General features: G+C 63.1%; 15 protein-coding genes and 2 pseudogenes. 3 read left to right on the top strand and 14 right to left on the bottom strand.

Annotation, left to right across the window (positions count from 1 at the left end):
- Window positions 1-3 precede the first annotated feature (3 nt).
- The 12 genes from AB5975_19205 to AB5975_19150 form a co-directional block, all read right to left on the bottom strand.
- Window positions 4-1131, bottom strand: a complete 1128-nt coding sequence (locus tag AB5975_19205; GenBank protein ID XDR18727.1) for an acyl-CoA dehydrogenase — start codon at window positions 1129-1131, stop codon at window positions 4-6.
- 8 nt (window positions 1132-1139) lie between these two features.
- Window positions 1140-2333, bottom strand: a complete 1194-nt coding sequence (locus AB5975_19200; protein XDR18726.1) for an acetyl-CoA C-acyltransferase — start codon at window positions 2331-2333, stop codon at window positions 1140-1142.
- Between the two features lie 11 nt (window positions 2334-2344).
- On the bottom strand, window positions 2345-3112 hold the full coding sequence (locus AB5975_19195; GenBank protein ID XDR18725.1) for an SDR family NAD(P)-dependent oxidoreductase: 768 nt from the start codon (window positions 3110-3112) through the stop codon (window positions 2345-2347).
- A 12-nt stretch (window positions 3113-3124) separates the two neighbouring features.
- A complete protein-coding gene (locus tag AB5975_19190; protein XDR18724.1) occupies window positions 3125-4771 on the bottom strand; it encodes an acyl-CoA synthetase in 1647 nt (548 codons plus the stop codon).
- A gap of 124 nt (window positions 4772-4895) precedes the next feature.
- Window positions 4896-9422, bottom strand: a complete 4527-nt coding sequence (locus tag AB5975_19185) for an NEL-type E3 ubiquitin ligase domain-containing protein (GenBank protein ID XDR18723.1) — start codon at window positions 9420-9422, stop codon at window positions 4896-4898.
- 69 nt (window positions 9423-9491) lie between these two features.
- Window positions 9492-10016, bottom strand: coding sequence for an NEL-type E3 ubiquitin ligase domain-containing protein (locus AB5975_19180; GenBank protein ID XDR18722.1), 525 nt, complete (start codon window positions 10014-10016; stop codon window positions 9492-9494).
- Between the two features lie 13 nt (window positions 10017-10029).
- Window positions 10030-10962, bottom strand: coding sequence for an NEL-type E3 ubiquitin ligase domain-containing protein (locus AB5975_19175; protein ID XDR18721.1), 933 nt, complete (start codon window positions 10960-10962; stop codon window positions 10030-10032).
- Window positions 10963-10996: 34 nt separating this feature from the next.
- Window positions 10997-12250: a hypothetical protein gene (locus AB5975_19170; GenBank protein ID XDR18720.1), complete on the bottom strand. Its 1254-nt coding sequence runs from the start codon at window positions 12248-12250 to the stop codon at window positions 10997-10999.
- A 71-nt stretch (window positions 12251-12321) separates the two neighbouring features.
- A complete protein-coding gene (locus tag AB5975_19165; protein ID XDR18719.1) occupies window positions 12322-12885 on the bottom strand; it encodes a hypothetical protein in 564 nt (187 codons plus the stop codon).
- Window positions 12834-14018, bottom strand: a complete 1185-nt coding sequence (locus AB5975_19160) for a DUF6543 domain-containing protein (protein XDR18718.1) — start codon at window positions 14016-14018, stop codon at window positions 12834-12836. Before AB5975_19160 ends, AB5975_19165 begins: the two co-directional genes overlap by 52 nt.
- A gap of 33 nt (window positions 14019-14051) precedes the next feature.
- Window positions 14052-15074, bottom strand: a complete 1023-nt coding sequence (locus AB5975_19155; protein ID XDR18717.1) for an AraC family transcriptional regulator — start codon at window positions 15072-15074, stop codon at window positions 14052-14054.
- A 38-nt stretch (window positions 15075-15112) separates the two neighbouring features.
- Window positions 15113-15976: a LysR substrate-binding domain-containing protein gene (locus AB5975_19150; protein XDR18716.1), complete on the bottom strand. Its 864-nt coding sequence runs from the start codon at window positions 15974-15976 to the stop codon at window positions 15113-15115.
- A gap of 112 nt (window positions 15977-16088) precedes the next feature.
- Between AB5975_19150 and AB5975_19145 the strand changes: the two are divergent.
- The 3 genes and pseudogenes from AB5975_19145 to panB all read left to right on the top strand — a co-directional run bounded on the left by AB5975_19145 (window position 16089) and on the right by panB (window position 19018).
- Window positions 16089-17194, top strand: a pseudogene (locus AB5975_19145) (2-aminoethylphosphonate--pyruvate transaminase).
- Window positions 17195-17228: 34 nt separating this feature from the next.
- Window positions 17229-18056, top strand: coding sequence for a phosphonoacetaldehyde hydrolase (gene phnX / locus AB5975_19140; GenBank protein XDR18715.1), 828 nt, complete (start codon window positions 17229-17231; stop codon window positions 18054-18056).
- Between the two features lie 146 nt (window positions 18057-18202).
- Window positions 18203-19018, top strand: a complete 816-nt coding sequence (gene panB, locus AB5975_19135; GenBank protein ID XDR18714.1) for a 3-methyl-2-oxobutanoate hydroxymethyltransferase — start codon at window positions 18203-18205, stop codon at window positions 19016-19018.
- Here the strand turns inward: panB and AB5975_19130 are convergent.
- The gene (locus AB5975_19130; GenBank protein ID XDR18713.1) at window positions 19006-20415 is read right to left on the bottom strand and encodes a PLP-dependent aminotransferase family protein; all 1410 of its coding nucleotides are present in this window, start codon (window positions 20413-20415) and stop codon (window positions 19006-19008) included. The two genes, panB and AB5975_19130, sit on opposite strands and share 13 nt — an antisense overlap.
- Before the next feature lie 51 nt (window positions 20416-20466).
- Window positions 20467-21530 (bottom strand): annotated as a pseudogene (locus tag AB5975_19125) (AI-2E family transporter).
- Between the last annotated feature and the right edge of the window lie 124 nt (window positions 21531-21654).

The following is a 21654-nucleotide window of genomic DNA, read 5'->3' as shown; positions in this document are numbered from 1 at the left end:
CCTTCAAAGATTGCGCGCAATGACCATGCGCTGAATGTCGCTGGTGCCTTCGTAGATCTGGCAAACCCGAACGTCACGGTAGATCCGCTCCAGCGGGAAGTCGCTCAGATAGCCATAACCGCCCAGGGTCTGCAAGGCATCCGAGCAGACCTTTTCGGCCATTTCCGAGGCAAAAAGCTTGGCCATCGACGCCTCCACCAACGCCGGGCGCCCGGCGTCACGCAGCGCGGCGGCGTGCAGCACCATCTGCCGGGCAACGGCGATTTTCGTCGCCATGTCGGCCAGGCGGAAGGCCACAGCCTGGTGCTCGATCAACGCCTTGCCGAAGCTTTGCCGCTCGTTGGCGTAGTCGCGCGCCACTTCGAACGCGGCCCGGGCCATGCCAACCGCCTGCGAGGCGATACCGATGCGGCCACCTTCAAGGTTGGCCAAGGCTATCTTGTAGCCCTCGCCTTCTGCACCCAGGCGGTTGACCACCGGCACACGCACGTTGTCGAAGACGATCTGGCAGGTGTCGGATGCATGCTGGCCGAGCTTGTCCTCCACCCGCGCCACCTGGTAGCCCGGCGAATCGGTGGGCACGATGAAGGCGCTGATCCCGCGCTTGCCGGCGTCCGGGTCGGTCACGGCAAACACGATCACCACCCCGGCGTTCTGCCCGGAGGTGATGAACTGCTTGCTGCCAGTGAGCACATAGTGGTCACCGTCCAGACGCGCACGGGCCTTCAGGCTGCTGGCATCGGAGCCCGCCTGCGGTTCGGTCAGGGCAAAGGCGCCGAGCATCGCACCGCTGGCCAGCGGGGTGAGAAACCGTGCTTTCTGCTGCTCGGTGCCGAAACGCAGGATCGGCACGCAACCGACCGAGTTGTGCACGCTCATGATGGTCGAGCAGGCCCCATCACCGGCGGCGATCTCTTCCAGGGCCATGGCATAGGCCACATAACCGGTGTCGCTGCCGCCCCACTGCTCCGGCACCAGCATGCCGAACAGGCCCAGCTCGGCCATTTCGTCAATGGCCTCTTTCGGGAACCGATGTTCCTTGTCCCATTGTTCGGCGAACGGTCTCAGGCGCTCCTGGGCGAAGGTACGTACCGCATCGGCTATCTGTTGTTGCTCGTCAGTTACCAGCATGGTTCACCTCAGTACAGGCATTCGACAGCCATGGCCGTGGCCTCGCCACCGCCGATGCAGATGGCGGCCACACCTCGGCGCAGGTTGTTCTGGCGCAAGGCCGACAACAGGGTTACCAGAATGCGAGCGCCAGAAGCGCCAATCGGGTGCCCGAGTGCGCAGGCGCCGCCGTGGATGTTGACCTTTTCGTGGGGCAGGTCGAGGTGCTTCATGGCCGCCAGCGTGACCACCGCAAAGGCCTCGTTGATCTCGAACAAGTCGACTTCTGCCAGGTTCCAACCGGTGCGTTTCAGCAGTTTGTCGATGGCCCCGATCGGCGCGGTCGGGAACAACGCCGGGGCGTCGGCGAAGGCAGCATGGCCATGGATGACTGCCAGGGGCTTGAGGCCGCGCTTGTCAGCTTCGGAGCGGCGCATCAGCACCAGCGCGGCAGCGCCGTCGGAAATCGAACTGGAGTTGGCCGCCGTCACGGTGCCACCTTCACGGAACGCCGGCTTGAGCTGCGGGATCTTGTCCAAGCGCGCCTTGGGCGGCTGCTCGTCATCCTTGATCACGCGTTTTTCCTTGCCCTCGGCGACTTCCACCGGCACGATCTCGGCGGCAAAGCGGCCGCTGCTGATCGCGTCCTGGGCACGGGTCAGCGAGGCGATGGCGAACTGGTCCTGGGCTTCGCGGCTGAAGGCGTTGGCCTGAGCGCAGTCTTCAGCGAAGGTACCCATCAGGCGGCCTTTGTCGTAGGCGTCTTCCAGGCCGTCCATGAACATATGGTCGATGATCTTGCCGTGTCCCATGCGGTAACCACCACGGGCTTTGTCCAGCAGGTACGGGGCATTGGTCATGCTTTCCATGCCCCCCGCTACCACCACGTCTGCAGTGCCGGCCAGCAGCAAGTCATGGGCCATGATCGCGGCTTGCATGCCCGAGCCACACATCTTGTTCAGGGTGGTGCAGGTGGTGTGCTTGTCCAGCCCGGCGCCCAGCGCGGCCTGGCGCGCCGGGGCCTGGCCTTGCCCGGCCGGCAGCACGCAGCCGAACAACACTTGCTCGACACTGGCGGCGTCGATGCCGGCGCGCTCCACGGCGCCGCGAATGGCCGCGCTGCCCAGTTGCGGCGCTGTCAGGCTTTTGAGGTCGCCCTGCAGCCCACCCATGGGCGTGCGCACGGCGCTGACGATAACGATCGGGTCATTGGCGAGGGTCATGTTCGTTCTCCTTACTTGGCAGCCATGCGCAGTGCACCGTCGAGGCGGATCACCTCGCCGTTGAGCATGCTGTTCTCGATGATGTGACGGGCCAGTGCGGCATATTCCTGGGGGCGACCCAGACGCGGCGGGAACGGCACGCCGGCAGCCAGCGAAGCACGCACGTCCTCGGTCATGCCGGCCATCATCGGTGTTTCGAAGATGCCTGGGGCGATGGTCATCACACGGATACCGAAGCGCGCCAGTTCGCGGGCGGCCGGCAAGGTCAGGCTGGCGATGGCGCCCTTGGAGGCCGCGTAGGCGGCCTGGCCGATCTGCCCGTCATAAGCGGCAATGGACGCAGTGTTGATGATCACCCCGCGTTCGCCCCCCTCGTCGGCAGCCCCTTCGGCCATGGCCGCAGCAGCCAGACGCAGCAGGTTGAAGCTGCCGATCAGGTTGACGTTGATGACCTTGGCGAAGCTGCCCAGGCCATGCGGGCCCTGCTTGCCCAACACCTTCTCGGCACCGACGATGCCGGCGCAATTGACCAGCCCATGCAAGCTGCCAAAGGCGTTGACGGCTGCATCGACCGCCGCCTGGGCAGCCTGCTCGTCGCTGATGTCGGCCACCGCGAAGCGGGCGTTGTCGCCCAGCTCGCGAGCCTTGGCCTCGACGGCCTGGGCATTGAGGTCGACCAGCATGACCTTGGCGCCGGCCTCGACCAGCATCTGAGCAGTAGCGGCACCCAGCCCGGAAGCGGCGCCGCTGACGATGAAGTGTTTGTTGGCTATGTGCATGATCGGTTCCTTTCAGGCGCTGGCAGGGGTGGCCTGTTGCGCGTGTTGTTTGGCGACTTCCTGATTACGCAGGATGAAGCGTTGCAGCTTGCCGCTCGGGGTCTTGGGCAGCTCGCTGACGAATTCGATTTCTCTGGGGTAGGCATGCGCGTATAGGCGCTGGCGCACGTGCTGGCGCAAGGTTTCTTCCAGCTCGGCGTTGCCGGCGACGCCGCTGGCCAAGACCACGAAGGCCTTGATCAGCTCGGTGCGCTCCGGGTCCGGTTTGCCGATCACGGCCGCCTCGATCACCGCCGGGTGCTCGATCAACGCACTCTCCACATCGAATGGGCCGACCCGGTAGCCAGAGGTAGTGATCACATCGTCGCTACGGCCGACGAAACTGATGCTGCCATCCTGGTTCAGCTCGACGGTGTCGCCACTGAGGTAGTACTTGCCGACGAACGATTTGGTCGGCAAGCCGTGGTAACCACCGAACCAGCACAGCGGCGACTGCTCGCGATCGACCGCAAGGATGCCCGGCTGGCCGGCAGGTAGTTCGCTACCCTGCTCGTCCAGCACGACAATGCGATGACCGGGGATGGCGAAGCCGGCCGAGCCCAGATGCACCGGGTGCTGCAGGCCATGGTGGTTGCACAGCACCATGCCCAGCTCGGTCTGGCCGTAATGGTCGTGGATGGTGACCCCAAGCTCGTCGGCAAACCAGCGGATCACTTCCGGGTTAAGCGGCTCACCGGCACTGCTGACTACCCGCAGGCGGCCTTTGACGGGCGCCGAAAAAGCACTGCCGGCGGCGATCAACAGGCGGTACGCGGTGGGCGAGCCTGCCAGGTTGGTGATGCCAAGCTTGTCGATGACTCGCGCGCAGCTTTCGACGCTGAACGGGCCATCGTAGAACGTGGTGGCATGGCCCAGCGACAACGGGCCGGTGACCGCGTAGTACAGGCCATAGGCCCACCCCGGGTCGGCCAGGTTCCAGAAGTTGTCTTCGGGGCGCAGGTCGATGGCGTCGCGCATGTAGCCTTGAAACGCGACGATGGCACGCAGAGGCACTTCCAGTGGCTTGGCCGGGCCAGTCGTGCCTGAAGTGAACATGAGCAAGAACGGGTCGTTACCCGCGCGCATGACCGGTTCACAGTCGTCTGCCGCACGCTCAAGGCACTGTTGGAAATCCAGCTCGCCAACGCGAGCCTTGACCGTGATGATCGTCGGGCAGGCATGCACGTCGTCCAGCTTGGCACGGTTTTGGCTGTCGGTGACGACGACACGGGCGTGCGACTGCTCAAGGCGATGCTCGATGGCCTTGGGGCCGAACGCAGTGAACAACGGCTGATACACCGCCCCCAGGCGCCAGGTGGCGAGGATGGTGACAAGCAACTCAGGTGTACGGGGCATTAGACCCGCCACCCGGTCCCCGGCACTCACGCCTTGCGCCTTGAGTACATTGGCAAAACGGGCAGCCTGCACCTTGAGTTGCTCGAAACTGTACCGCTCAGTGTGGCCGTCCCGGTCTTCGTGGATCAGCGCCAGCTTGCCGCCACCGGCATGGCGGTCGCAGCATTCGACACAGGCATTGAGGGCTTCGAGGTTGCCATGCAGTGCCGCAGTAGCGGCCTGCGCAAGGTCGAACGCTCGAGCGGCCTCGGCGTAATCACGCATCGTCGGACTCCTGGTTTCTTGTTTTTGGAGTTGAACCATCGGTCCGACGATGTTCGCGCCGCTCAAGCACGGCGGCAATGGCCAAAGCTGTCAATCTCGATGACCGGTTTGGCCGCCTTGCAGGTCAGCCGTCGCCCCGACTCTCGCCACGCAAGTAGGACTCGGTCAGGCCTGCCTGCAATCGTTCTCTATCGCGTTGCTCCTGATCCTCCAGATCCGCGACCTGCGAACGAAGCTGCTCAGCCGAGAGCGGTGGCTGGATAGCGCGCAGGTTCGCCCTGCGCTGGAGATAGTCGGTTCTGAGCGACTCGAACAAGTTCCGGTGCTGCTCACCAAGAAAAGTCTCCCAGAACGCTTGACTCACCAGGCTTTGAGTGCGCGCCTCGATCGTCTCGTTGGCGAGGACAGCCGCAGCCACATCGTTGATGTGTTGATCGCTCAGCGCGACAGCGTTCGGGTAACGCATCGCCCATGGCTGACCAGGCAAATCAAGACGCTCGCGCAAGCGCACACGGTATGCCAGTGACCAGGCCGAGCGCCCCACCTGCTCACCTTCGACACCCTGGCGCAGGATCGCCTGGCGGGCCTGCTGCTGCACCTGGTCAAGACGGTACAGCTGCCGACCGAACGCCATGAGCTGCGCCCGTTGCGTCAGGTCTTGTGCGTCCGCTTCAGCCTTGGCCAACAAGACCTGTACATTCATGTGGCTGAACCGATCGCTGACCATGTCCGAGCAGGAAACCGGTTGATTGGCCGCTTCAAAAACGCGCAACCGCAGCGCTGGACTGACGTCCATCGCCTGCAGCATGGCCCACACATCACGCACAAGTACTTCCCGACCGCCCCCGGCAACTGCTGAAGCATAATCAGCGGTATGCTCCAACCACGCCAGGATACGAAAAAAACCCGCACTGTCTGGTTCGGCCAGCAGACCGTCCCATAGCACTGCGCGCGCAGCGCGGTCGTTTTCGGCAATATGCTGCAGCCACAGGCTGCGCGCATGAGGCAAGTCGACCTTGCCCATCGACTCTGGCAGATGCCCATGCTCCTCAATGGGATCCAGCGCGTACAAGCGTTGCAGTTGACCCCCCCTCAGTGGGTTGCGATCAACGATAAGCCCCCGGCGCCAGGCATAGGGCATTGCAATCACCGCTTCCGGTGGCGTCGGCAATTGGTTGTCGCGCAGATCACAGTGCACCAGCAGGCCGCACAGTTCGATGCGGCTGGGCCAGGCCCCCAGCCGGCAGTGGCGCAGGTTCAGGTGAGTCAGGGCCGAGAGATGGTTGAAGCGTAGGTCGAGGTCTTCCAGACGGTTGTAGCTCAAGTCTAGATGCAACAAGCCAGGCATAGCCTGCAGAATACCGACTGCTTGGGCATTGAGGCGGATCTGGTTATGTGCCAGGCGCAAACGCTGCAATTGCGGCAGATAAGCAATCCCGAGCGGAATGTTGCGCAGTTGGTTGAAGCTCATGTCCAACTCGGTCAGCGCGGTAAACGGGCACAAGAAACTCACTGGCACCGTATCAACCGCAGACTCCTGCAGGCGCAGGGTGGTAATACGGTGGAAATCGATGGCCGCCGGTAACTCCGGCAAACTGCTGAGCTGCACGCCACTCAGCGACAGGCGCTGGCCGGTCACCATGCCTGCATGGTCGTAAATACAGTCGCCCTGCAAGCGCCAGGCACGCAGAATAGCGTCGGCTGATCGCTGGCGAAGCCGCTGGCGCCTTTCGCTCAGCTCTGCGCTGACCCAGCGGTTGAGGTGGCGGATCAACTGATCTTGGTCGTCCTCAAGCTCTACAATGCGCTCATAGGCGGATTGCTGCCTATTCATCAGCAGTGCCTGTTCCTGATCCAGCTGTGCCTCATCCAGCCCTGGATAAAGCTGGCGCAAGCGCTCACGAACACGTGCCGGCAGTGAGTGGCTGTCGCCCGTACCACGGCCACTGAGCAGATAGCCAACCCGGCCATCAGCCAAGCGTCGCCCAGGGTTGAACCACTGCACCTGGGTTGGCCATTGCAACAGTTCGACAACCTCCTGGTGCGTAGCGGGAAGTCGTGCCAGCAGTCGCTGACGTAGCTGCGTTCCCATATCGTTTTCAGCCATGCCAAGCGCCGTGCGGTGCTCAGGTGCCAAGGCCGCGGCAAGCATGTCGTACAGGTTTGCCGAATCACCAGCGCCGAACGGCAACGCACGGCCCAAGCCATCATAGAGATGGAAGCGCCCGTCTTTGCGCACCACTACCCGACGCATCCGGGGGACGCCAGCGGGGCCCACGGCCTTGAGCAAATGCCCGTCCGGTGCGCTTTCACGCAATTGCAGGTCAAGGGCATTGGCAGACACACCGTTGCTGCTTTCCACTTCCTTCTGAAGCAGCGCGAAAGCCAGTTCGCCGGTTTCGTTGCAGTAGCTGCCGGGCAGGTAAAGCCCTTCGAGTGCACGGTTCAATCTGGCCAGACGCAGCAGCGCGCGGGCCTTGCTTGCTAAATTCAGCGTCACACGCCCACCTGACATTGCCAGGAACCGCTCGCCTTCGCTGAACTGCGCCGCCAGCGACTGCGCATAAGCTTCCGGCAAACCGGCAAAGTCCCGCCTTATCAACGTCAGCAGAGCGTCATCGCCAGCTGGCGAACTGCTCAGGTGGTCGAGAAGAGGCCCCCACAGGGCAGCTTGCTGGCGCAGCAGGACGTCGCTGTTGGTGCTGCCAGCACGAGCCTCACACCAGGCGAGCAATGCACTGTCTTGGGTGACAAGCGAGTAGCTGGCCAGACGAGTGAAAAACGCCTCGATACGGGCATGGGCTTCGAAGCGCCGCAAGGTCTCTCGCAAGTTGACAGGCGCCGGTCGGTTTTCCACCAGCACGCCCCGCAACTCCTCGGCATCCACACCGGCTACCCGCAGCACCTGCGCAGCCCGCTGTGCGTCAATGGAAGGATGCTGCGGCCACAGGGTATCGAGCATCATGGCCACGTCGCTCCAGCGCTGCGGCTGGTCCTGCATCAGGCGCCAGCTACGCTCGCCGTTGTGCAGCACGGCCGGCCCGTACGCCTTTTCGCCACTGGGGTGACACAAGCGGTAAGGGGCTTCAGGCTCGCTGCGCTGTACCTCATAGTAACGCTGGCCCCTGCGCATCCAGCGCCTGCTCTCGTCGCCGTAGAGCCCATCGTCACGTAGGGCGATGGTGCCTGGGGTCGACTCATAGGCCGTAATGTCATCGGAACCCAACAGGCCACGCCGCCCGCCCACGCTCACAGGCTGCAGGCCATCGACGAAGGCGCTGCGCAGAACGCTCACACCCGCCACGGTCAACGCCGTCGCAGCCACCGTTTCAGCTACACCCAGCATATGCTCCAGGGCTTCGTGCTGGTGCCCACGGGCCCAATCCCTGACGCCCTCGAAAACCTCGCCAAGCGTCTGCACCACCAGCTGACCAAGCAATATCGCCCCTACGACAGGGATGAAAAGCCCCGCCAGGTTGAGCAGATCGAGGCCCGCGGCACGCCAGGCAGCCCGACGCGCACGGGCCGCTGCAGCATCGGCGTCCGCGGTGGGTACCAGCAACAGGCGAGCATCGTCCTTGACTCGCTGCACCTGTTGCGCAGCCAGCGCAGCGAACAGGTCCCCGAAGGCTGTAGGGCCCCTCAACGCCAGGTCGGGCTGTGGATCCGAGAGGCGCGCACTCAGCAGACCAGCGAAGCTCGCCCGCTGTCGCAAGCTGATGAGCTGGGTGAAGTAGTCTCGGTAGCCCTTCTCTTGCAACGTTGCAGCCATTGCAGCGTTCATGGCCTCTGTGGAATCGAAACGGCGCAGCGCCTGCACGGGATCACTGGGCAGGTAGAGCACCACCCCTCGGTCCTGGCCAACAGAGTCTCGCAGGCGAATGAACAGCCCGTCAGCCACACGTTGGCCCAACACCTCCAGCAGGCCAGGGTAACCATGCAGGCCTGTGTCAGAATGGGGGCCACCGCCCTCCACCACCTGCAGCAAGGCATGCTGTACCTGCTCGTCGATGTCACCCTTGAGCATCGCGACTTGCGCAGCCAATGCCAGGCCCGAACGTTTGTCCTGGGCAAGGATGCCCTCGGTGGTGGCATTGAACGTCCGCGCCAGCTCGTCCTGGTAAAGCCGACCCACATCCAGCGCACGGCATGCTGCAACCAATTGCTCGGGCGTGCCGGTCAGCAAGTCATCTCGCCCCGGGAGAACCAGCCCGGTGCCCAGGAAAAACGATTCGTCAGGGCCGAAATTACCCATCAGCCTCAGCAAACCATCCCGGCGGGTGGCCGAGTAGTGATAGGTCTGCTGAAGCGTACCGGGGAAGGTACCGATGCGCGGTGAAACCTGCAGCCATTCCAGCCCTGCGAGGGTCATGCCTACTGGCAGTGGCTTCACCAGCACACCCTGCAGATGCTGTTGGGCGAACACCTGCAGGGGTTGCAGGGTCTGCGTGAGCCCACGCAAACGGGCCTGGCTGGCCTGATGTGTGTTGAGGCTGGTGCGCAGGGCGATGATCTGGGCCTGGCTGGCCCGTTTCAACCAGTCAGGTAGCCTGGCGGCAATGAAATCATCAGTTGCTTTCTGATGGCTGGTTTCAAGGTTGGAGGTGCTGGAAATCATGGCAATCCCGGGAGCGAAGAATGAGGCTGGCATGCTCGCCAACCTGCTCTGGGCAAGGCACAAGGAAATGCAGCCATGCCCGTGATTCGCCCCCGGTTACATTCACGGCCGCGCCAGCAGCGCTTCGCGAGTCAAGCGCAGGGCCAATGCATTCAGCGCCACTTCACGGTCCTTGCCTATCTGGTTGGCTTGTTGCACGTACGCGGCACTGCCAAGCGTCTCCTTTCGCTCATCCAGTGCCTGCAGTTGCGTGTCGAACTGTTCCTCCAACGCCGCGAAATCTTCGGCCCGCTGCGCGCGCAGTACTGGCAACCAGAAGTCACGTTGGCTGATGAACAGCGCAAGTTCGTCACTCGCTTCCGCCTCCTGCACAGCTTGGTAGACCCTGTCCAGGTCACTGCGGCTCACCCCGGCAATCGCGCGAAACTGCATGGTCCGTGGCTGCCCGATCAGATCGAGCCGCACCGAGAGCCCGACGCGATAGGCAAGGCTGACTTCCACCTCGTCCACGTCTTCAGCATTCGCCAGTTGCGATCGGGACTGGAAGTCCTGCCGCGCAAACGCTTCCACCCGGTCGAGCCGGAAGAGGCGCCGGGCCAACAGCAGCCGCGCATCACGTGTGGTCAACGGATCACCCCCGTCAGTGGCCTGGAGCACCTGTTGGCGCACCTCCAAAATGACCGAAGCAACTGGCAACACTGTCTACGCAAGTACGCGGATCGGCCGCCAGTTCGAACAGCTCCTCGCGCATGCGTGTGTCCTGGTTGAGCGCCTCGACCATCGCCCAGACACGTCGGCTTAGATCGGAGCGCACCAGACGGTAGTCCGAGCTCCTGGTTAGCTCATCGAGCAGTTGAAAGAACGCATTGCTTCCCGGCTCACGCTGCAGTGCTTGCCATTGGCGGCGTCGATTTTCAATATCCTCCCCCTCCAGGGTAGCCAGCCAGCCAGCCTCACCCTCCCTCACCTCCACCCTGTTGCCGCTTACGCCCACGTGTGCAGGTTGAGCATACAAGCGCTCGGTGACCTGCGCCGACAACGCGTTCCCTTGCACAGCTATTACTCGACGCAGAGGTTCCGGGGCATTGAGCAGGGCCTCTGGCAGGTCGTTGAACTGGTTGTTGCGCAGATCGGCATGCTCCAGCATCCCCAACCACTCCAACCCTGCCGGCACCCGCCGCAAGCCGCAACGAAACAGCCGCAAATCACGTAGACGGGACAACTGATTGAAATCAAGGCTGATTGCACCCAACGGATTCTCGCTCAAATCAAGCGTTCGCAAATCAGGCAGAGCAGCCAAGGCACTGGACTGGTTTGCCGCCACACGGATCCTGTTGCGCCGCAGATGCAAGTGCCGTAAGCCACGCAGCTGGGTTAGATGTTCAGGCAACGCACTCAAGGCATTGTTGCTCAGGTCCAGACGCCGCACGGCAGGGAAGCTGCGTAGAAAACCTGGCGGCAGCGCCTCCAGACGCAACCCCACCAGCAGCAGGTCGATCACATGAGCGAAGTCGGTACCGGCGGGTATGCTTGGCAGCTCCCCCACCGACCACGCGACGATACTCAGGCGCAAGCCGGCCGTCTCACCATTGCCATCGACTACCTCCTCACCCTCCAGCCGCCAGACACGCCGGAAAGCATCGGCAACCTCCTGCCGGGTGTTTCTCGCACGGGCCAGAGACGGCCTCCGTCCAGGTTTGCAAATGCTCATCCAGGCGCTGATATTCCTGCTCCATGCGCAGCAGGCTCGAATAGGCCGAGCCAGCAGAGCGCATGAGCGTCCGCAGGAAGCGCTCGACCTCTTGCTCGTCGAAAGCTGGGTAAAGGCTGCGAATCCGCTGGCGCATGACCTGCCCTGACGGCACTGACGATGTGGCCCGCCCACTGAGCAGGTAACCGACCCGGCCGTCAGCAAGGCGCTGCAAGGACGACGCGAGCGGGCGTGCTTCGCGCCAGCCAAGCAGACGCAGCAACGCCTGCCGTTGCGCTGGCACCCAGCCTTGCATCGACGCCCGGATACGTGCCGGGACATCATCACCCACCCAGCCCTGACGCTGCCGATAGGCTTCAGGAAGGCAAGCGGCCAACACTTCGAAGATGCCTCGTGGCTCGGCGGCTTCCAGCCCACTGCGCAGCCCGTTTTCGTCGTATAGATCGAAGGCGCCTTCTCGCCATACCAGTACCAGGCTGCGCTGACCCCGCGTTTCGGGAAACAGCATCGCCAGCACTCGACCGTTCTCGGACTGGTCACGCTGTATCAGATTGAACGGGAGCTGCGTCAGGCCATGTCGTCGTAGCAACACAAACAGCAGTTCAACTGCATCGGCGTGGTAACTGCCCCTCAGGTGCAGCGCCTCGCGCAGTCGGACCAGACGGGCTTCCTGTAGCAGGCTACGCGCTCGCTCCATCAAGGCCAGTGGCAGCCGCGCTTCGGTGCGCATGCGTGTGCGCATCGTTTCATCGGCCTGTTGCAGCACCTCGAGCGCATAGGCATCAGGGAGTGTCGGAAAGTCTCTTTTCACCAGGCTCAGCGCCTCGTCATCGCCGAGGTACTGGGTGGAGAAGTGCTCCAGCAGCGGCCCTCGCAGGCTAACTTCACGCGCGTGGAGCGAAGCCACCTGCTCATCCAGTGGCAAGCCTGCCAATTGCAGCCTATCGACACACCACTGCCAGAGCTCAGTATCGCTTTCGTTCGGCGTCATCGCCTGGAAGAAACGTTGTGCTGGCGCATCCACCGAAAATCGTTCCAGCGTATCGCGCAAGCAGACTGGCAGACGTCGCCCCTCCACCAACAGGCCACGCAGGTGCGCCTCATCGACATCGGCAACCTTGAGAATCTGCGTAACACGCTCGCTACCCAAATCCCTTGCCGATGGCCATAGACGGCTCAGCAGCTTCGTCTCACCCTGCCATTCCAATGGGCGTTCGAAGGTCAGGCGCCAAGCACGTTCGCCATTGCCTCGCAAGGCCGGCCCATAGGTATCATGGCCGTCCCGATGCAAAAGACGCCAGTTCCCCTGGCGTCCTGCCGCACGCGGTAATAACCCTGCTCGTCACGCCACCAGTGGCCGCTACCATCGCTGTACAACCCGTTATCCTGCTCGATCAGCGGCTCGCTGGGCTTGGCCTGGCGGTAGGGTTGCAGATCGCATCGCCACAAACGTTGCCCGCCCGCTTCGGTGGTGACCGGCTCCAGCACATCGAAAAACGGGCTGCGGGCAAGGGCGACGCCTCCCGCCACCAGCCCCGTGGCGGCAAGGTCGCTGGCCAGTTGCAGCAGGTGGTCAACGGCTTCGTGCTGATGCCCTTGGCTCCAGTCCTTGACGCCCTCATAGACGTGGCCAAGCAGCTGCCGCCCCCAGTCAAGCAGCAAGAGTTCGCCTATTCCTGGCACAAAAAAACTCGCCAGGCCGAGCAGCGCAAGGCCTGCGCTTTCAAGGTCCTTCAGACGCTGGGCAGCCGCGGCGGCATCGGCCTGTGCCGTGGGTACGGCCATAAAGCGTGCGTCGCTCTTGATTCGCCGCACGTGCCAGGCAGCCATGTCACTGATTCCCGCAGCCGAACCTCGTTCCACGGCGGGATCCAGATGGGGCTGCTATCGAGCAGACGCGTCCCGAGCAATGTCATGTACTTCACCCGGTCTTCAAGGGTGATACGGCGCTCGATGCCCTGCCGGTAACCGTCATGTGCAAAAGCCGCGACCAATGCCTGATTGGCCGCCTGCCACCCATCGAAGTAACGCAGTGGCTGCTCAACATCATCAGGCAGGTACAACAATACCCCAACAGTCTGTTCCGGCGACGGAAACGGGCTGCTGGGTTTACCCCACGAAAAGAGCAGTTCAAATGCAAGCGCGCCATCCACCCGGCACCCCAGCACCTTCAGGCCACCGACCACTACGCGCGTGCTACGGGGGTGCGTGATGGGTGTACCCGCTAGCGCTTGGCGCAGCAGGCGCAATTCATCGTCACCCAGCTGGCGCTTCATGGCCGCTATCTCGACCGCCAACGCCAGTTCGCAGCGTTTGTCCGCGACCAGATCGCGCTCGAAGTCACTGGTCAACACCTGCGCCAAATGTCGCTGGTAGGCTGCGCCTACATCCGTTTGCCGGCACAGGCTGACAAGGCCGTCAATGTCACTGCTCAGGGTCGCTTCGCCGCTAGCCCCCTGTTGGGCGGCCTGCACCAGCGCAGTGTCGGAGAAGAACGATTCAGCCTCCTTGAAGTTCTGCATCATTTTTTGCAGCGCAGGTACCCTGACGAAGTAAGAGGTGAACTCCCGCACCGTCCCTTGCACGATTTTCAAGCGCCTGCGCTCTTCTCGCCAAGTCGCCTGGTCAAGGTCGAGCGTCAACCCCATCCGGGCCTGCATGGCCTGTTCGAGCTGCTGCTTGGCGAACGTGTGCAAAGGCTGGAGTTGCCGCGTCACGGCAGCCACGCGGCGCTGGCTCGCATGGTGCGCTGCCACCTTGCTGCGCAGTGTATTGAGTTGCCGTGGCGTGGCATTGCTCAGCCAAGCGGGCAGTTGCTCGGCAATGAACTCCCTATCGGCATTCTGTTCTTTGGGATTGACTTGAGTCTGCGGCATGTCGGTCTCCTTGCGATGGAAAAACCGACAACCTGCCTGCACGCCAGTGTCAGCGGCAGTGGGAACCTCCACCCTTCAACCCGCCGCCCCTTGGGCCTGAATCAGTGCACGGTAGTGCCCAGGGTTGCAACCGAACCACTTGCGAAATGCCTTGTAGAACGAACTGCCATCGGCAAACCCAAGGCGCTCGGCAATTTCCCCCATGGGCGCTTCGACCTGGCTTAACCAGGCGATGGCCAGTTCACGCCGGACACTGTCCTTGAGCACCTGGTAACTCTGCCCCTCCTCCGCCAGCCGACGGCGCAAGGTGGACGGGGACAGGCACAATTGTCGTGCCAGGGCATCGGCATCCGGCCAGCAGGACGGGTCCAATTGCAGCAAGTCGGCGCGGATACGCCGCCCCAGGCTGGCCGGGTCACGGTACTTGACCAGGATGTTGCCGGGCGCCTCGGCCAGAAAGCGCTGCAGGTCCTCAGAGCTGCGGCGCAGCGGCACGTCGAGGCAGTCGGCACTGATGATCATGCGAGTGCGTGGCCGCTCGAACTGCAGGTTCTCGGAAAACATCACCCGGTAATCGTCACAATACGGTGGTTCGGCACAGCGCAGCTCAATGGCCAGAATGGCAATGCGTCGCCCGGCCAGCCAGCAGGCCACTCCATGCACGATCATCCAGAATGTGAAATAGGTGAACGCACGCCGTGGCAGGTCGCGCGGCTCATTGATGACAATTTCCGCCAGGCCCTGCTGACGCACCAGGCTTGGCTGCAGGTCTTCGAGCATCAGCGAAAGAAACGCCAGCGCGGTTTCCAGGCCCTCGCCCAAAGTTGGCTGTGCCATGCTCGCCCGGCACAGGAACGCCAGGCTGCCGCCGCGCAGGCCGCGCGGGTCCATGGCGAAGAATTCGTCATTGCAACGCCGCGCCAGCAAGCGCCAGAGCCGGGCATAGGCCTCGGCACTGACGCGAGCATCCGGGGCTTGCAACTGCCCGGCATCGATACCGGCGCGCGCCAGCAACGCAGCATCCGGCTCGCCTGCCGGGCAGGTCTGCAACAGGGCCTCGCGCACCAGTTGCATGGAAATGGTGTCTTTCTCGCTCATCAGCAGTCCATCAGGTTATGTCGCCATCTTAGGCCGGCTCAGAGGCTGGCCGCCAGGCCCAGGAATGCCTGGATCAAGCGTAACTCACGGCGCCGCTCAAGGCAGCCGACCATGTGCTGGTTGACCAGGCCCTGCCCGGCCAGCGGCCGCGCCACCACTCGGGGGTCGTTGGCCACTTCCGTGGACGACACCACACCAATGCCAAGCTGCGATGCCACCGCCTCGGTAACCGCCTCACGGCTGTCCAGCTCCAGTTGCACACGTGGCTGCACACCGGCAGTGCCGCAGGCCTTGTCGAAGGTGCGTCGGGTAGTCGAACTGGGCTCGCGCAGCACCATGATCTGCTGGTGCAGCTCGGCCAGGGGTAAGTCACCTTCGCCATCGGCCCAGGCATGCCCCGCTGGCAACAGCGCGCATAGTCGCGATTCGCACAGGTTCTGCAGATACAGGCCCTTGCGCGGTTCGATTTCGGTCAACACCGCCACATCGGCATGTTCGGACAACAGCGCAGCCAGCGTCTCCTGTGCGTTGCCCAGGCGCAAGTTGACGGTGATGCCAGGGTAGCGTTCGCGCAACTGCGCCAGCATGGGCATGACCCGGTGCGGACCGTCGGCGGCGACCTCCAGGCGCCCGGTCAGCAACTGGCGGTTGGCCTCGAGCATGGCTTGCGCTTCTTCAGCCAGACCGAACATGGCGCGGGTAATGGCCGCCAGGCGGGTACCCTCTTCGGTCAGTTCCACTCGCCGTGCAGTACGCCGCAGCAAGGTGATCTGGTAATGCTCCTCCAGTGCCTTCACATGCCCGGTCACCGCCGGCTGGCTGATGAACAGACGCTCGGCAGCACGGGTAAAGCTGCCCTCACGGGCCACGGCATCGAAAGCGCGCAACTGGAACAGGTTCATAATTATCGGCCTGACTTATAGCTGGGATAACAACAAACAATTTGATTGATGGCAGCGTGAATTGCAACCTAGGCCCCGTAGTTTCAGCCCACCGCTTGTGAGGAATAACGGAATGAGCAACGCCCCGATTCTGCTGACCCCAGGTCCCCTGACCACATCAATCCGCACCCGCCAAGCCATGCTGGTGGACTGGGGCTCCTGGGACCGCGACTTCAATCAACTGACCGCCAGTGTGTGCGAGCAACTGCTGGCGATCATCGACGGCAGCGCCAGCCACCACTGCGTGCCGCTGCAAGGCAGCGGCACCTTCGCCGTGGAAGCGGCCATCGGCACCCTGGTGCCACGCGATGGCAAGGTGCTGGTGCTGATCAATGGCGCCTATGGCCAGCGCCTGGCGAAGATCTGCAAAGTGCTGGGCCGTCCCTACAGCACCTTCGAAACCGCCGAAGACCAGCCGACCACCGCCGCCGACGTCGACCGCCTGCTGGCCGCCGACCCCGCCGTGACCCACGTTGCGCTGATCCACTGCGAAACCAGCACCGGCATTCTCAACCCGTTGCCCGAAATCGCTCAGGTGATCAAACGCCACGGAAAACGCCTGATCATCGATGCCATGAGTTCGTTCGGCGCGCTGCCGATCGACGCCCGCGAAATTCCCTTCGAGGCGCTGATCGCCGCTTCCGGCAAGTGCTTGGAAGGCGTCCCAGGCATGGGCTTCGTCTTCGCCGAAAAAACCGCTCTGGCCGCTGCCGAAGGCAATGCCCACTCGCTGGCCATGGACCTGCACGACCAGCACGCCTACATGGCCAAGACCGGCCAGTGGCGCTTCACCCCGCCCACCCACGTGGTCGCGGCCCTGCATGAAGCGCTGCAGCAATACAACGAGGAAGGTGGCCTGCCGGCTCGCCACCAGCGCTACGCCGACAACTGCAAGACCCTGCTCGACGGCATGGCTGCCATTGGCCTGCGCAGCTTCCTGCCAGCCGAGATCCAGGCGCCGATCATCGTCACCTTCCACGCACCGAACGATGCCCGCTATCAGTTCAAGGACTTCTATGAGCGGGTCAAGGCCAAGGGTTTCATCCTCTACCCAGGCAAGCTGACCCAAGTCGAAACCTTCCGCGTCGGCTGCATCGGTGTGGTCGGGCGGACGGCATGCAGGCCGCCGTGAATGCCGTAGCCCAAGTGCTGCGGGAAATGGAAGTGCTGGACATCTGACCCTTTGCCCACCCGAATTCAGGAATTAGCGCACATGAACTACAGCAACCCAACCCAGCTGCAAGCCGCCATCCTCGACTGGGCCGGCACCGTGGTCGATTTCGGCTCCTTCGCTCCCACCCAGATCTTCGTCGAAGCCTTCGCCGAATTCGATGTGCAGGTGTCCATCGAAGAAGCCCGTGGCCCGATGGGCATGGGCAAATGGGACCATATCCGCACCCTGTGCGACGTGCCGGAAATTGCCGAGCGCTACCGCAAGGTGTTTGGCCGTACCCCGACCGACGATGACGTCACGGCCATCTACAACCGCTTCATGCCGCTGCAAATCGAGAAGATCGCCGTACATTCGGCACTGATCCCTGGTGCCCTTGAGACCTTGACCGGTCTGCGCCAAGACGGGCTGAAGATCGGCTCATGCTCGGGCTACCCGAAAGTGGTCATGGACAAGGTGGTGGAACTGGCAGCACAGAACGGCTACGTGGCGGACCACGTGGTGGCCACCGACGAAACCCCGAACGGCCGGCCGTGGCCGGCCCAGGCCCTGGCCAACGTGATCGCGCTGGGCATCGACGATGTAGCGGCCTGCGTGAAGGTCGACGACACCGTGCCAGGCATTCTCGAAGGCCGCCGTGCCGGCATGTGGACCGTGGCGCTGGTGTGCTCGGGCAACGCGCTGGGGCTGACCTGGGAAGGTTTCCGGGCACTGAGTGCCGAGAAACTGGAAAGCGAGCGCCAACGCATCCATGCGCTGTTCGCCGGTTCCCGCCCGCACTACCTGATCGACACCATCAATGAACTGCCCGAAGTGATTGCCGACATCAACCGGTGCCTGGCCAAAGGCGAGATGCCGCAAACCTTCTGACCCGTCCATGGGGCCGCTTCGCGGCCCTTTTCAGTCAACCATCTCGCGACTGATCTGGGTTGCTTTTCAGCCTGAATCTGTACATTGAGTTGCCGCCGCAAGTTGCCAAAAATGGGCCATCCCTGTTCTGAGATGCCCAACCCCCGATGAGCACACACACCCGCAACAGCCGTCTCACCGTGCCGCAACTGGTGGCCATGAAAGGCCGACAGAAGATCGTTTCGCTCACCGCTTACTCAAGCTCGATCGCACGGGTGATCGATCCGCTGGTCGACTTCATCCTGGTCGGCGACTCCACCGCCATGGTCGGCTATGGCCGCCCGTCCACACTGGGTATGCGCCTGGACGAAACCATCGCCCATACCCGCGCCGTGGTCGACAGCACCCGCCTGGCCTGCGTGATCGCCGACATGCCGTTCGGCAGTTATCAGGAATCCCACGAGCAGGCGTTTCGCAATTGTGCCCAAGTATTGGCCAGCACCGGCTGCGACGCACTCAAGCTGGAAGCGAACCAGGCGTTGGCCAGCACCGTCGAGTTCCTGGTCGCAAGAGGGATACCGATCATGGCGCACATCGGCCTGATGCCGCAGTTCGTCAATGCCATGGGCGGCTACAAAGCCCAGGGGTTGAGCCCGGACAGCGCTGCAGCGTTACGGGCCGACGCGCAAGCCAACCTGCACGCTGGCGCTTTCAGCCTTTTGCTGGAAGGCGTAGCCGAACCCGTGGCCCGCGCCATCACCCAGGCCACCGACAAACCCACTGTCGGCATTGGCGCTTCCCCCGCCTGCGATGGCCAGGTGCTGGTCACCGAAGACCTGCTAGGGCTCGGTGGCGCGCACGTGCCACGCTTCGTCAAGCAGTATGCCGACCTCGGCCTGGCAATCCGTGAAGCCTGCGCCCGCTACGCTGATGAGGTGCGCGACGGCACCTTCCCTGCCATGCACCATTGTTACGGAGTGTGAAGTTCATCCTCGATGGCCTTGACCAGGCATTGCAGCGCCTGGGCGATATCCTTGCTCCAGTCCACCGTGCAGCACAGCCGCAGATGACTGCGCCAAAGGCCGCACTGGCTGAAAATTTCACCGGGCGCAATGACGATACGCTGCGCCAGCAACCGCTCGAAGACCCGGCGCATATCCACCGGCCGGGTCGCCTGCAGCCACAGGCTGGCCCCGCCCTGCGACTCGGCGATGCGCAGGCAGCCCTGGCCGTGCGCTTCCAGTAGCCGCCTCATCTGCTGTAAACGCTCGCGCAACTTCGGCAGCAAACGCTGCACATGCAACTCGACCCGACGCGAGGTGAAAAGCCGGGCGATGGCCCTTTGGCGGATCGGCGACAAGCGAAAGGCTCGTTCCAGGAACAGCTGCTGAAAGCGTTCGGTCTGCTTGCGACAAAGCAGGTAGCCAAAGGGCGCCTCTGCGCCAATCAGTTTGTCGAAGGTCGAAAACACCAGCAGCCGGTCAGGGTCGGCGAAGTCCCGGTAGCGCGGTGCTCCGGCGTGGAAGCACAACTCGCCGTAGCCATCGTTTTCAAACAGCCACACAGCGTGCTTGGCAAGCCAGCGGCAGACCAGCTGCTTGTCTGACGCAGGCATCAGACCACCCTGGGGTACGTTGGCCGCCGACGACAGCACGGCCAGGCGTATCGGCTGATCGCGCAACAGCCGGTGAACCTGCTGCAAATCGAAACGCCCGTCATCACCCAAGGGCACTTCGATGATGGTCATGCGCGCAGCCTGCAATTGCCTCAGCACTGCCCAGTTGCAGGGCGACTCCACCAATGCCAGCTGGCCTTCGAGGCCCAGGGCGCGTAAGGACACTTCCAGCACACTGCGCAGGTCCGCGCCGATGAACACGTGATCGGCGCTCCAGTACTGCTGTGCCGAGCGGGTGTAGCGGTCGGCCAGTACCGTGCGCAACTCGGGCTCACCGAAGGGCTGATACAGCGGCGCCAAAGAATGCGGGTATTGACGCGCCAGTTCGCGCTCGATCATCAGCAGCGGCTGCTGCAGCGACAGCAACATGGCCGGCGCATCGCTGCCCAAGGCCAACATACCCGGCTGTCGGGCGCTGGCGAATACGGTGTCGAGCAGGTTTTCCGAATGCTGCACACAGATGGCGGTGGGACGGGCTCGGCTGAAGTAGCCCTGCTTTGGCCGAGCATACACCCGCCCTTCGTCTTCGAGCAGCGCATAGGCGTACTGGGTACTCGATACCGAAACATGCAATTGCCGCGCAAGCTGGCGCAGCGACGGCAGACGCTGCTCCACATCGGCAGGTGCGGCCTCGATCCTGTCGAGCAAGTAGCCGTAGACCGCCTGGTAGGTAAAGTTGGGCTTGTCGATTTGGCTGTTTTCCATAACGGCGCCAGGGACGGCATTGAACCCAACCTTGGGCACGTCGGTAAACCCCTACTGGGGTAATTGCACCTGGGGTTTGGTTGCCGCGAAGATCCCCAGCTGGACATGAACAGCGCCGCGATCAATGGCCCGATCACGAAGCCGTTGAGGCCGAACACCGCCAGCCCGCCCAGGGTCGACACCAGGATCAGATAGTCTGGCATGCGTGTGTCCTTGCCCACCAGGATCGGCCGCAGCAGGTTGTCCACCAGGCCGATCACCAGCACACCGAACGCGGTCAGGATCACCCCAGGCAGTATCGCCCCAGTCAGCAGGAAATACGCGGCCACCGGCGCCCAGACGATCCCAGCGCCTACCGCCGGCAGCAGCGACAAGAACGCCATCAGCACCGCCCACACCAATGCACTCGGAATATCCAGCACCCAGAAGATGAAACCGCCCAGCGCGCCCTGGGTAATGGCCACCAGCACGTTGCCTTTCACGGTCGCCCGCACCACACGGTTGAACTTCAGCTGCAAACGACGCTTCTGGTGCTCAGGCAGTGGCACGGCCAGCCGCACCCGACGGGCCACCTCGGGCCCTTCACGCAGGAAGAAGAACAGCAGGTACATCATGATGCCAAAACTGATCACGAACTCGAATGTGCCCTGGCCAAAACTGAACGCCTGGCTAGCCAGTGCCTGGCTACCCTGGGTTGCCCACTTGGTGATCTTGTCGCGCAACCCGTCGAGGTTGCCCATGCCCATGTTGTCCAGGCCATGCTGGGCGAATGCCGGGAGCATGTCCTTGCCGTGCTCGACGTATCCGGCGATGTCCAGTTGCCCGCTTTCGATGCGCTGGTACAGCGTGGCGCCCTCTTGTACCAGCAGCGCACTGGTGATGATCACCGGCAGGATCGCCACCAGCAGGCACACCAGTGTGGTCGCGGCGGCGGCCAGGTTGCGCCGCCGTCCGAAACGGATCAGCAGGTGGCGCTGCAGCGGGGCGAACAGGATGCCAAGGATCACCGCCCAGAAGATGGCGCCGTAGTACGGCAGCAGGATCCAGAAGAAGGCGATGGTCACCAGCGCCAGGAGTACGGCCAGGGCTTTGTTCTGTAGCGCGGTTTCGTTCATCGCAGGTTCTCGCGTGGCTTCTGGGATATTAGTGCTCACCGGCTGGCTAAAAGTGCCGTTACTCCCTTGATGCAAATCAATACGCGTGTTTGCCACTGGCCCTAGCATCCGCGCCTTTTGCCCT

The organism is Pseudomonas putida (assembly GCA_041071465.1).
Taxonomy (GTDB): domain Bacteria; phylum Pseudomonadota; class Gammaproteobacteria; order Pseudomonadales; family Pseudomonadaceae; genus Aquipseudomonas; species Aquipseudomonas putida_P.
The sequence above is the reverse complement of the archived record's forward strand: the minus strand, read 5'-3'. Positions and strand labels throughout refer to the sequence as shown.

What these genes read in the sequence shown, in the direction of transcription:
- AB5975_19150 (XDR18716.1), bottom strand. Translation starts at nt 15,976, where the DNA reads ATGAACCTGTTCCAGTTGCGCGCTTTCGATGCCGTGGCCCGTGAGGGC.
- AB5975_19205 (XDR18727.1), bottom strand. Translation starts at nt 1,131, where the DNA reads ATGCTGGTAACTGACGAGCAACAACAGATAGCCGATGCGGTACGTACC.
- AB5975_19165 (XDR18719.1), bottom strand. Translation starts at nt 12,885, where the DNA reads ATGGCCGTACCCACGGCACAGGCCGATGCCGCCGCGGCTGCCCAGCGT.
- phnX (XDR18715.1), top strand. Translation starts at nt 17,229, where the DNA reads ATGAACTACAGCAACCCAACCCAGCTGCAAGCCGCCATCCTCGACTGG.
- AB5975_19155 (XDR18717.1), bottom strand. Translation starts at nt 15,074, where the DNA reads ATGAGCGAGAAAGACACCATTTCCATGCAACTGGTGCGCGAGGCCCTG.
- AB5975_19190 (XDR18724.1), bottom strand. Translation starts at nt 4,771, where the DNA reads ATGCGTGATTACGCCGAGGCCGCTCGAGCGTTCGACCTTGCGCAGGCC.
- AB5975_19200 (XDR18726.1), bottom strand. Translation starts at nt 2,333, where the DNA reads ATGACCCTCGCCAATGACCCGATCGTTATCGTCAGCGCCGTGCGCACG.
- panB (XDR18714.1), top strand. Translation starts at nt 18,203, where the DNA reads ATGAGCACACACACCCGCAACAGCCGTCTCACCGTGCCGCAACTGGTG.
- AB5975_19185 (XDR18723.1), bottom strand. Translation starts at nt 9,422, where the DNA reads ATGCCAGCCTCATTCTTCGCTCCCGGGATTGCCATGATTTCCAGCACC.
- AB5975_19130 (XDR18713.1), bottom strand. Translation starts at nt 20,415, where the DNA reads ATGGAAAACAGCCAAATCGACAAGCCCAACTTTACCTACCAGGCGGTC.
- AB5975_19195 (XDR18725.1), bottom strand. Translation starts at nt 3,112, where the DNA reads ATGCACATAGCCAACAAACACTTCATCGTCAGCGGCGCCGCTTCCGGG.